Origin of the sequence: Blastomonas natatoria (assembly GCF_003201955.1) — a bacterium.
Classification (GTDB): Bacteria; Pseudomonadota; Alphaproteobacteria; order Sphingomonadales; family Sphingomonadaceae; genus Blastomonas; species Blastomonas natatoria.
In genome coordinates, this window is sequence record NZ_QJJM01000001.1 from 510,606 (window position 1) to 522,671 (window position 12,066).

Genomic DNA, 12,066 nt, shown 5'->3' on the forward strand with positions numbered 1-12,066 from the left:
CGCACGCAGACTCGTTCTACCGCCCCAGCAATATCCGCGCCTGACTGGCGATCTGCGCCAGCATCGCGACGCTGGGTGCAGCATCCAGCCTCGCCCGGTCGACCAGTCCGCGGAACTGCTTGATGCGGGGCAGGTTGGCCTCGGTCCAGTTGGCGACATAATCCTGCGGGTCGCCGCCCTGCGCCTTGGACAGGAAATCGAGGCGCATCTGCTGGAAGTCGCGGGCGAGGCCCGAGACCAGCAGCCGTTCCCAAGGATCGCTGGGCGACATGCGCGCGGCGGTCATCTGCGTCCAGTCGAGGCCCAATGTCGCACCCAGATCGGCGAACGCATGGGTCAGCGGCAGCGGTCCGGTGCCGCTATGGCTGGCAAGGTTGGCAAGCCCCGCCGCGCCGTCGAGCCCGGTCAGCCGTACGATATGCGCAGCCTGGCTGGGTGCCGCCCCCTGGGCGGTCAGATCCTGCGCCTGGCGGGCAGCCTGCAGCCGCGCCTCGGCGTTGAGCAGATCGTCCATGCCCGCGATCAGCGCATCGACACCGGGCTTCAGCGCGGCGACGATCTCGCCGGGCATCAGGCCATCGGGGCTGGCGCGCAGCACGTCGGCAATATGCACCCGCACGATATTGGCGGTGGCATCGAACAGCATCAGGCGGACCTGTTCGTCCATCTCGGTCTGATCGAACTCCGCCCAGATCGCGGGCAGCGCGAACAGCCGTTCGGCGGCGACAAAGGCGCAAGCGACATCGCCCAGAGTGCAGCCTTCCTCTTCTGCCAGCTCGAACGGATGGATCAGACCCAGCCGGTTGATCATGCGATTCGCAAGCTTCGTCGCGATGATCTCGCCGCGCAGCTGATGCTGCATCAGCACGTCGCCATAGGCCTCGCGCATCTGCGGGGGGAAGGCGGCGAGCAATTCGGGCCGCATCGTCGGATCGTCGGCGAGCGGAATGCGTTCGATCGCATCCTGCAGCGCCAGCTTGGCGGTGGAGAGCAGCACCGCGAGCTCGGGCCGGGTCAGGCCATGGCCCTCCTGCGCACGGCGCTTGAACGTCGCATTGTCCGCCAGCCCCTCGACCTTGCGGTCGAGCCGGCCCTGTTCCTCGAAATTCTCGATCAGGCGCAGATAGCTGGGCAGCGCGCGGGTACCGCCCTTTTCGGCGATCGAAAGCCCTAGCGCCTGCAGACGGTTGTCCTCGAGCACCAGCTGAGAGACGTCGTCGGTCATCGAGGCGAGCAGCGCGTTGCGCGACGGTTCGTCGAGCAATCCGGCGCGCATCACGGCAGCAAGGCCGATCTTGATGTTCACCTCATTGTCCGAACAGTCGACGCCGGCGGAATTGTCGATGAAATCGGTGTTGATCCGCCCGCCCAGCATCGAGAAGGCGATGCGCGCGGCCTGGGTGACGCCAAGGTTCGCGCCTTCGCCGACCACCTTGCAGCGCAGCTGTTCGGCATTGATGCGTAGCGGATCGTTCGAGGGATCGCCGACGTCGATGTTATTTTCCGACGCGGCCTTGATGTAGGTACCGATGCCGCCGAACCACAGCAGGTCGACCTGGGCGCGCAGGATCGCGGAGATGAGCGCCGCCGGTTCGATCTCGTCCTGATCGATGCCCAGCATCGCCTTGACCTCGGCGGTCAGCGGAATCGCCTTCATCGAGCGCGCGAACACGCCGCCGCCCTTCGAGATCAGCGCCTTGTCGTAATCGTCCCAGCTCGACCGCGGCAGCGCGAACATGCGCGCCCGCTCTTCCCAGCTCTTCGCCGGATCGGGATCGGGATCGAGGAAGATATGGCGGTGGTCGAACGCGGCGACCAGCTTGATCGCCCTGGACAGCAGCATGCCATTGCCGAACACGTCGCCCGACATGTCGCCGCAGCCCGCGACGCGAACCGGATCGGTCTGAACATCGACGCCCATTTCGGCAAAATGGCGCTGCACCGAGACCCAGCCGCCCTTGGCGGTGATGCCCATCGCCTTGTGATCATAGCCCTGGCTGCCACCGGAGGCGAACGCATCGCCCAGCCAGAAGCCGAACTCCGCCGCGATGGCATTTGCGGTGTCGCTGAAGGTTGCGGTCCCCTTGTCGGCAGCGACGACGAAATACGGATCCTCGCCGTCATGCACCACGACGTCCGCCGGGTGCACCACCTTGCCGTCGACGATATTGTCGGTGACCGACAGCAGCGTGCGGATGAAGGTCTTGTACGCCTCCTTGCCGCCAGTCAGCCATCCGTCGCGATCGGTCGCGGGATCGGGCAGCTGCTTGGGGAAGAACCCGCCCTTCGCGCCGGTCGGCACGATGACGGCGTTCTTGACGCGCTGCGCCTTCATCAGGCCGAGCACCTCGGTGCGGAAGTCGTCGCGCCGGTCGGACCAGCGCAGCCCGCCGCGCGCGACCGGACCGGCGCGCAGATGGATGCCCTCGACCTGCGGCGAATAGACGAACATCTCGCGCCAGGGCAGGGGGGCGGGAAGGCCCGGCACCTTGGCGCTCTCGATCTTCATCACCATGGCGAGTTTTGCCGCGGGCGCAAAGGCGTTGGTCCGCAGCACCGCCATGACCAGCGCGCGCAACATGCGCAGCAACCGGTCGTCATCAATGGCCGAAACGTGCGTCAGGCCCGCGTTGATCGCGGCAAGATTCGCCTCGGTCGCCGCTGCGCGGTCGCCGGTGAAGGCGGGATCATGCCGCGCGATGAACAGCGCAACCAGCGCATGCGCAACATCGGGCGCATCATGCAGCGCATCGACCATAGTGCCGATGCCATAGGGCAGGCCCGCCTGGCGCAGATAGCGATACCAGGCGCGCAGCCAGATCACCGCGCGCTGTTCCAGCCCGGTGGCGGCGATCAGCCGGTTGAACGGATCATTTTCCGCCTTGCCTTCCAGCGTGCCCGAAATCGCTGCCTCGATGGCGTCGGCCCGTTGCAGCAGCGCTTCGGTATCGCCCTGGCCCTTGAGCCTGAGCAGAAAGTCGTGGATATGCCCGCCATCGGAGCCACCCATCTGGGTAGGGATTTCCTCGAGCACATCGAAGCCGAAATTCTCGAGCACGGGCACTGTTTCCGACAGAGGAATGGCGCCTGCCTGGCTGTAGAGCTTGAGCCGCAGGTTCTGCGTGCCGTCCTGGCTCTTGCGATACAGCCGCGCGCCCTGCTGGCCGGGGCCCTCCAGATTGCGCAGCCTCAGGATGTCGAGCGCAGCCTCCTGTGGTCCATAGTCGCTGCGATAGGCCATCGGGAATTGCGGCGCATAACGGCTGGCCAGGGCTGCAGCACGGCTATCCTCGCCCTGCGCGATCAGCGCTTCCTCGACCGAAGGCTCCCATCCGCGCACCATGGCGCGCAACGCGGCATCGAGTGCGGCGTCATCGATCTTGTGCTCGCCATCGCGCACATCGAGCACATAGCGCAGCAGCGCAATTTCGCCGTCCTCGAGCGAGATCGACCAGCTCAGCGTCTTGCCGCCCGAGGCCTCGACAAGCATCCGCTCGATCGCGACGCGGCGTCCGGTCGATACCTCGTCGCGCGGCAGCCAGGCAAAGACGAACAGGTGGCGCTTGAGCGAGGATTGGACGGTGACCAGCTTCGAGCGCGGCCGGTCTGCCAGCGACATCGCGGTCAGCGCGACGCGCTCCAGATTTTCAAGGCTGAACGCGATCAGCAAGTCGTGCGGCAGTGCGGTCAGCGCATGCGACAGCGCCTTGCCGGCATGGCCGTTGGGCGCAAAGCCGAACTTGTCCATCAGCAGCTTGAGATGCGCGCGCAGCACTGGAACCCGTTCGGGTGCTGCAGCCAGCGCTGCACTGGTCCAGATGCCGCCGTGAACCGACAGGGCAGCAACGCGGCCGTCCTCCCAGATCGGCAGAATGATGAGATCGAGCGGGGCCCGGCGATGCACGGTCGAAATGAAGTTCGACTTGATGATGAGGGGCGATGCCTTGCCGCTTTCGAACCAGGCAAAGGCCTGTTCGAAGGAGTGCGCAGCAAGCAGCTGGCGTTCGCTTCCGCCCATCCGCGCCAGGCCCAGCGGTGCATCCGTCGCGCCATCGCGGCGATAGCGCAGATGCGCCAGCTGGGTCATGTTGCGGTCGAGGAACCAGCGCAGCAGTGCAGCGCCCTCGCCATCGGTCATGGCGGCGGCATCCGCCGACATTGCGGCCTGCAGCATCGGCCAGTCGGTCACTGCTGCGCGCACGTCGGCCATGGCGGAGAGCAGGGCGGTTTCCAGCGCCTTGCGCTGCCGGGCATCGGCGCGCTCGACTTCCAGATAGACCACCGATTCCCGCCGCTCGCCTGGCGCCTCGTCGGTGTAGATTTCGCTGAGCAATCCATCGGCGTCGCGGCGCACTGCCACCACCGGGTGGATGACGCGGTCTATCGCCAGCCCGAACCGCGAGACGGTGGCGGCAATGGAGTCGACCAGAAACGGCATGTCATCGTTGATGATCGCGACGCGCATGTGCCGCTGACCGGCCTGGCCCGGAATGGATTCGATCGCCAGCACGGTGTCGGGCGAGGGGCGGCGCGCCATGGTCTTGAGCGCAAAATCGGCCGCCTCGGCACTGGCGGATTCATCGAAGCCCTCGTTTTCGCCGGGCAGGGCCCCCTTGAGGAACGCTTCGTTCAGGACCTGCCGAAGCTTGTGATGCTGTGTGGGATCGGCAAAGGGGGTGCTGGACGGCGCGTCTGCATCGGACGTTGCATTCTGGATGTCGGCCATGGGTTCCTCATGCCCCGCGTGCACGCTGTATTGCGGCCTCTCTATGGGGTCTGCTGTCCCGGCTTATGCGCCATCGCACTCGGCTTCTCAAGCGCACAGCCGGGTGGTGACGCCAAAATGACGTAATTTTCTTTCAGTCGATCGATTAAATGTTACGAGACTTGCAGGCTGACTGCCGGGCTCAGCCGGCAATCTTGCGCAGGATGCGATCGGCCACGGGGTCGTTCTCGCCCAGCACGCCGATGACGCCCAGTTGCCCGTTGGCATCGCGCCGGGTCACCAGCACGGCAAATTCGGCATCGCCCAGATCCACCTCACTCACCGGCAGCGATGGTGCCGCGCGCAGCCGCTGGCGTGTCTCGTGCTTGCGGCAGAGCTTCTCGGCATCCTCGTTGCGCGCGCGACGGGCCTTGCGTTCCATCTGGACGATCGCCTTGAGGCCGCCCGGCTGCTGCAGCAGCAGGTCCGCCAGACCACCGCGTGGCACGTCGCGGCGCATCGCATGGCTCAGCACGCAGGCATATTCCGCGAGCCGCGTCTTGTCATAGCTCGTCCCGAAGACCAGCTTCACCAGCGGAGTCATGGGAGCACGTGCCTGTGCCGCAATGCCGCAATCGGCCAGCAGCGCTGCATAATCGTCGGGGCGGCCGCGTGCGGCCAGCGCAAAATCATAGGCGCGGCCGATGGCCGCATAAAGCGCCTGACGCGAACGGTCCTCGTTCGCCAGCGCGGCATCGACATGGGCGCGCGCGAAATCCAGCAGATCGGCCAGCGCAGCGTCACCGCCGGGCATCTCGACGGCAGGGAAAGCGTTTGCAATCGGCTCGTCATCCAACCCGCCAAATCCGACCTCGATCAGGCCGTCGGCCCGATCGTCGAACATCGCGTAGCCATCGAGCGGGAGCGGCTCGTCCAGGGCGTCGCTGCCAATCTCGCCGGGGGCCAGATTCTGGACAGGATCGTCTTCCCAGACCGGCAGCGCCGGCTTGCGGGGGCTCTGCTTCACGGCCTCATCGATCTGGAGGATCAGTTCCTCGGTCAGCGACCGGTCGGCAAGTTCCTTCCAGTTGATCACGCCATAGACGAAATCGATCGTGTCATCATCTGTCGAGAAGGGCAGCAGGATGCCGCGATACATGATGGTCGATCCGCGATCGTTCACATATTCGGCTTCGAATCCGATCGGTGCCTGGTTTGCCAGGATCTGCAAGTAGTGATCGGTGATTCGCGACAGCAGCGATCGCCCGGGCACTTCGTCGAGATACGCCACTGCTTCGGGAAGATTGCTCTCCTCACGCAGAGCCTTGCCGATGAACGGAATGGCCGGGTTCTCGATTCCGGAGGTGAAATCGAGCAGCACGCTGTGCGGTCCGAAGTCTTCGATATTTTCCGGATCGAGGTCTTCGATCGACGGAAATACCCTGTTTCCCAGCAGCTTGGCCCAATGGTTATAGGCCCGCACATGCATGCGCCGCTCGTCGCTGCCAAAGGTCTGGGGCGGATCCATCAGCGCTTCGTCATCGGCTTCGACGGACGCGGACGCGAATTGCGCATCGTGGCTGCCGTCATCGCCGTGTCCGCCATCGCGGTATCCGCGCAGAGTATCCATGGATCTGTCCCATTCAGTGTCTTACCGCGGCAGTGTCTCCCAAGGAGGTAAAACTAGGGTTAATTAACCATCTCAGATTGTTAGCCAGGTGAGCGGCGGGATACCGCTGGCGCAAAGCCGATGCATTTCGTCGGCGTTCCTCGCGTAACGCGTCTTGCATCGCGCCCCCGACGCTGATAACGGCCCTCCTCGCACCGGCCAAAACAGGGCCCAGCGCGCCGCTTTAGCTCAGTTGGTAGAGCACATCATTCGTAATGATGGGGTCACGTGTTCGAGTCACGTAAGCGGCACCACCTTTTCACAAATCAGTTTAGCGGTTGCCATGGGAAAGACCGTCCGGCTTGGGGCATTTCTGACTGGCGCCTCGTCGGTATTCCTGCCGCGCCGATTTGCGGCAAAATGTCTCGAAACAGGGCGCGGACGCGCCTCTAGAGCAGCCATTCTATGGGCAGAAGCTGCCACATAGCCACCTGCATGCGCCGCCAAAGGCTTGTTTCCGGGTCATGGGTGTGCACCAGCGGCCCGTTTTGTCCAGACTCGATCCATAGCAACCCGCCGTCCGGAGCCAGTTGAACCTCATAGGCGCGTTCGCGCAGGGGATCGCCGAAAATGCGCTGCAGCCGCTGCGCGAGGGCAGGGCTTTCCATCAGGAAGCCCAGTTCGGTATTGAGATGCATCGAACGCGGATCGAAATTGAAAGATCCGACGAACAGCGTGGCGCTATCGCATGTAAAGGTCTTGGCGTGCAGCGACGTCCGGCTTGATCGTGGCAGGCTGCCGAGCACGCCGCTGCGCTTGGCGGGGAAGGCCGTATTTTCGCCTTTCATCTCCCACAATCGGACGCCGGCCTTGAGCAGACGTCGCCGATAGCGGGCATAGCCCGCATGCACCACGGCAACATCGGTAGAGGCCAGCGCATTTGTCAGGATGTCCAGCCGCACGCCGCGCGCCGCCATTGCCACGAACATGTCCGCACCAGCTCTGGTTGGCACGAAATAGGCCGAGACAAGACCCATCCGGCATTGCGATTGCCCGATGATGTCGCCGATGCGGCCAAGCGGTTTGCGTGTCCGCGGCTGCCGACCGAGGGCCTTCGCCGGGTCGTCGCTCAGCATCGTGACCGGAACCCATTCGTATGCGATAGCATCATGGGTAAGCGGATCAGCAAAGGACAGTTCGTCGACGGCTACCGCATAGTCCGTTGCCAAAGCGTCGGTGCGCAGCAATTGCTGCGCATCGCTCGCCAGCCCATCTAGTGCGCCGCACGCTGGAGGCGGCAGGATCAGATGGCAAGGATAGGAAGACGCGCTGACCCAGTATCGCGAAAAATCGGCGGCAAGTTCGGGTACGATCGCGCCTATCGCCAATATGTCCAGATCGGCAAACTCAGGTTGGTCGCCGGCGCCGAAATACATGTCGCCGATGTTGCGCCCGCCTATGATCGTCATCTGATTGTCGGCCGTCAGGCTCTTGTTGTGCATCCGCCGGTTGAGGCGCGAGAAGTCGAGGACATAGCCCAGCATCTTGGGGCGGCGGATCGTGAAAGGATTGAACAGCCGCACCTCGATGTTCGGGTGGGTGTTGAGCGCCGCGAGTTCATCATCGAGGTTGGCGATGCCATTATCGTCGAGAAGCAGCCGCACCGTGACACCACGGTCAGCAGCCTGGCGCAGTTCGTCGAGGAGAAGTCGCCCGGAAACATCCTCGCGCCAGATATAATATTGCACATCCAGGCACACATCCGCCGCCCGGATCAGCTTGACCCGCGCGGCATAGGACCCGCGCGAATCCGGCAGAAGCTGAATGCCCGAAAGGCCCGGGTGCGCCGCCTCGAGCCCGGCGATCGCCTTTCCGATGCGGCTTTCCGGTGTGTCAGCCGGCAGCGGAGGCAGCGCATCTGGCGGCCGATCGGGCAACGCAAAGAGCAGGCGCAACACCAGCCATGCCGCAACCAGCAGTCCGGCAATAGCAGCGACGATGCTCATGCACCGCCAGGCTTGGGCAATGTTGGCAGCCTCAACTTTGCCCAGATCGGCAGATGGTCCGATGCCGATGCTGCAAGTGCGCTGCGGTGTACTGCTGCATTCTCCACCGTCAGTTCGGGCGAGGCGAACATCCGGTCGAGATGCGCCACCGGCCAGCGTGCCGGAAAGCTGGGGCCGGGCCTGATCGGTTCGAAATTGCGCGCCAAATGCCTGAAGCCTGGTGGCAGGCTGCGCCATTCGTTGAAATCGCCCGTGATCAGCGTGGGCAAAGCCTCATGCTGATCGTCAACGTGACTGCCCAATGCCCTGATCTGTCGCGGCCGCCACAAGCCGGAGAGATCCAGATGCGCGCCGACCACACGCAGCGGCTGACCACTGATCGCAAGGTCTGCCAGAATGGCGCCGCGCGGCTCGAGCATCGGCAGCTTCAGGCGGGCGCCGCGAATGATGTCGACACGTGGCGACACCAGGATCGCATTGCCATGCCAGCCGATCCCGTTGCGGCTGGTTGCGACAGGCACGATCTGCCAACCGGCCTCTCCGATCAGTCCGGGCGGCAATGCACTCGGGCGCTCGCCCAGCCGCCGGTCGGCCTCCTGCAGCACGGCAATATCTGCGCCGGTTTCTGCCAGCACGCGCATGATGCGTTCAGGATTGTGCCTGCGATCCGCGCCCACCGCCTTGCGGATGTTGTAACTTGCGATCTTGAATGTTTCGGATTGATCGGCAGTCATGTGGCGATCCGGGTCCATGGAGCATCATGATGGTCAGCCCTGGCAGGCCTGGTGCTGGGCTGCCGGGATACCCGATTGGCGAGCACGCCGATAGATGCTCGGTGGAAAATCGGCAGAACCGGCCAGCCGGATCGATATCGTTCTGTGGGCTTGTGCCGGATTATTTGCTCAGTGCGTGCAGTTTGCGGCCCGTCACTGCGGTCTGGATCACGAACAGGAGCATCATCCCGGCGCCGATGGTCATGATGAACAGGTCGAATGGAGAAAGGCCGGTGCCCATGATGGTCGTCGGTGGAGTGGAAAACATGGCAAGGCTCATCGCGATCAGGATCAGCCGCAATTCGGTGGGACCGGCGGCCAGATACGACAACCGGAATTCACCCGTGACACGCGCCGCGAGAAAAGTGTGGATCGAGAGCAGCAGATAGCTGCCCAGAGCAAACATCGCGACATCCATGCGGATGAAAGCCGTAAGGCCAAGCCCTGTGACGATGACGAGGTTCGACAGGGCATCCATGCTGTGATCGATGAAATAGCCGTAATTCGGCCTTTCGATCTTGCGGTACCGCGCCAGACTGCCGTCCAGCGAGTCACCGAACCAGTTGATGAAGAAACCGGCAATGGCGAGCCATAACCACTCGATCCGGTAAAGGCTGAGCGCATAGCCAGCGAAGATGGTCAGCGCGCCGCAAAATCCTGTCAGGGTCAGCCCGTCAGGCGAAACCCATGCAGGCAGGCGGGCGCACAGCCAGTTGAGCAGCCTGCGTTCGGCGGTGGCGAGCAGGTTGCCCTGTATCCGGTTCACGCCGCTCATGACCACCGCCGGATAGCTGATGGCCGATTCGGCAGGGTAGGGGTTGAAATCATGCAGGATTCCTAGGCAGGGTTGTGACTTTCCCCGCGTGTCAGGGCAGGCATATAGAACAATTGGCAGAGAATTCGAGACTGACGTAAAAAATCTGTCACAATATCCATGGTCGCTGCGGCCGAGCCAGGCGAACGGCGCAATGATGCGTGGGCCGCCTTTGGTTCAAACGGCAGCCGTGATCGACTTATTCCCTACCGCGAAATCTCGCATCTCCTCATCCTGCGCGGGGTCGCCTCTCCAGGTTTGCCCCCCGCTGGCAAGCAGGATGCAATTGGGCAGGTGCTTGGCGAGATGGTCCTGGTCGATTATGCGTCGATGCCGAAATCAGCGAGCACATGAACTGTTTTCGGACGGCCACCATCCGTGCACGCTCGATGCCGTGGGGGGATATCATCGATGACCATGCCAGATGCACCAGTGCAAGTGCCCGATCAGGAAGCGCTCATGCGCCTCGGCGAAACCGTCCGTCAACGGCTGGCGGGGAGGCCTGGCGTCTACAAGGTCCCGGTCGAGCCGGTGGAGCTGTTTGCCATCGGCGATTTTCTTGATTCGGCCGAATGCGCGCGGCTGTGTGCAATGATCGACGATGTCGCGCGTCCATCGACGCTTCATGAAACCAACTATACGAGCGACTTCAGAACATCCTATTCCGGCGATCTTGACCCGCACGACCCGTTCGTTGACAACATATCGAAGCGCATTGACGACTTGCTGGGCGTCCCTTCCGACATCGGCGAGGCAATCCAGGGACAGCGCTATCTGCCGGGCCAGCAGTTCAAACCGCACAATGACTGGTTCTATACATCCGAATCCTACTGGTCCGAAGAGGAAGCGCGAGGCGGTCAGCGAAGCTGGACGGCGATGGCCTATCTCAATGCCGTGGAAGCGGGCGGCGCGACGGCCTTCACGACGCTGGGCATTCAGATCGACCCGCAGCCCGGTGCGCTCTTGCTTTGGAACAACGCCCTGCCCGACGGGCGGCCGAATGAAGCGACACTGCATGCAGGAACACCTGTCGAGCGCGGCGCAAAATACGTCATCACCAAATGGTACCGAACGCGCACGTGGCGATAGGCCGGGAGGCGCTTCGGGTTCCGCCGCAGGAGAAGGCCGAGCCCTTTTCGCCTGCATATCGGTGATTCGTCCGACCGCTTTTTGCAGATCGGATGATTGACCGGTCAAAACATACTATCGTCATTTTTCAGAGCATCGTGCTCAATCGACAGAAAACCGCATTTTCCGGGTATTCGTGGGCCATGTGACGCGAAGTAAAATCTTCGCGATAGCTCGGTGCTGTAGGATTGCTCGGTCACTGGCTTCTGGTCCATTTTCCTCCAGGGTTGATGTTTTAATTCTGCGAACTGACGACGCACGCTGGCTTTTTGCGGAGCCGGGCGCTGCGTCCTGCAAGTTTTTGGGGGAAATATGATATTGTCTAAGCCAAGCCGCGTTCGTCATGCTGGCTTGCTGGTGTCAACCAGCGCGCTTGCCCTGGCTCTCTTCCAGCCAGCCATGGCCAAGGATGCCGAAGGAACGGCAACCGATCTCTTGCCTCAGACAAGTCCGGTTGCTTGGCGCTGGATGTCGAACGAGAGCCTGATCGCACAGACTTCGCAGAGCATTCTGGCAGACCCCGGCCAAGCCTTTGCGCTGATCCAGGCACGCCAGGAATTGCTCGGGTTGCAGTCGCTCTCAGCCGCAGATCTGGAGTCGCTCGCTGGCAAGCTCCAGCTCATGGCGACTGGTGGAGCCAGCGCGGAAGCAGTTGGCGCTGAGCTGGCGGCTGCCGGGCGGCAACTGGGGCAAGAGCAAGATGCGATCCCGACCGCCGAAGCCCCCAGGGATCCTTCCGAAGCATCCATGAATGGCGCCGCCACGCAGCCGCCTGTCCGCATAATCCGGATCGCGAAGCCTGATGAAGAGTCTGCTGCAACGGGCGAAGGCGTGCAGACGGGGCTGATCGTCGCCGGCGGCGCTGCTCTGGCTGGCGTCATCGCCTTGGTCGCCGATGGATCGGATGGCGGAGACAATTCGGTATCACCGCCGCCACCGCCGCCGCCGCCGCCACCGCCGCCGCCGCCACCACCGCCGCCGCCGCCGCCGCCACCGCCGCCGCCACCGCCGCCGCCGCCGCCGCCGCCGCC

8 protein-coding genes and 1 tRNA gene are annotated in these 12,066 nt (G+C 63.4%); 4 read left to right on the top strand and 5 right to left on the bottom strand.

The genetic code is table 11. The annotated features are described in order from the left end of the window. Positions 1-16 precede the first annotated feature (16 nt). Together C7451_RS02585 and C7451_RS02590 are read right to left on the bottom strand one after the other, a co-directional pair. The gene (locus tag C7451_RS02585; protein ID WP_110297379.1) at positions 17-4,726 is read right to left on the bottom strand and encodes an NAD-glutamate dehydrogenase; all 4,710 of its coding nucleotides are present in this window, start codon (positions 4,724-4,726) and stop codon (positions 17-19) included. Positions 4,727-4,907: 181 nt separating this feature from the next. Continuing rightward, on the bottom strand, positions 4,908-6,335 hold the full coding sequence (locus C7451_RS02590) for a PAS domain-containing protein (RefSeq protein ID WP_208625117.1): 1,428 nt from the start codon (positions 6,333-6,335) through the stop codon (positions 4,908-4,910). A 217-nt stretch (positions 6,336-6,552) separates the two neighbouring features. Between C7451_RS02590 and C7451_RS02595 the strand changes: the two genes are divergently transcribed. Beyond that, a tRNA-Thr gene (locus C7451_RS02595) sits at positions 6,553-6,628 on the top strand. A gap of 135 nt (positions 6,629-6,763) precedes the next feature. Here the strand turns inward: C7451_RS02595 and C7451_RS02600 are convergent. The 3 genes from C7451_RS02600 to C7451_RS02610 form a co-directional block, all read right to left on the bottom strand. Continuing rightward, positions 6,764-8,320 carry a phospholipase D family protein gene (locus C7451_RS02600; RefSeq protein WP_110297380.1) on the bottom strand — a complete coding sequence of 519 codons (1,557 nt, stop codon included), beginning with the start codon at positions 8,318-8,320 and terminating at the stop codon, positions 6,764-6,766. After that, on the bottom strand, positions 8,317-9,054 hold the full coding sequence (locus C7451_RS02605) for an endonuclease/exonuclease/phosphatase family protein (RefSeq protein ID WP_110297446.1): 738 nt from the start codon (positions 9,052-9,054) through the stop codon (positions 8,317-8,319). Before C7451_RS02605 ends, C7451_RS02600 begins: the two co-directional genes overlap by 4 nt. A gap of 160 nt (positions 9,055-9,214) precedes the next feature. Continuing rightward, entirely contained in the window at positions 9,215-9,868 is a 654-nt protein-coding gene (locus tag C7451_RS02610) for a CDP-alcohol phosphatidyltransferase family protein (RefSeq protein ID WP_110297381.1), read from the bottom strand. Between the two features lie 159 nt (positions 9,869-10,027). On the opposite strand from C7451_RS02610, the gene C7451_RS02615 reads away from it, so the two are divergent. From C7451_RS02615 to C7451_RS19900, 3 genes are all read left to right on the top strand, one after another. Further along, a complete protein-coding gene (locus C7451_RS02615; protein WP_110297382.1) occupies positions 10,028-10,261 on the top strand; it encodes a hypothetical protein in 234 nt (77 codons plus the stop codon). 57 nt (positions 10,262-10,318) lie between these two features. Continuing rightward, positions 10,319-10,996, top strand: coding sequence for a prolyl hydroxylase family protein (locus C7451_RS02620; RefSeq protein WP_425266448.1), 678 nt, complete (start codon positions 10,319-10,321; stop codon positions 10,994-10,996). 396 nt (positions 10,997-11,392) lie between these two features. Further along, positions 11,393-12,066, top strand: a 674-nt coding sequence (locus C7451_RS19900) for a hypothetical protein (protein ID WP_208625118.1), incomplete at its 3' end; no start/stop codon positions are given.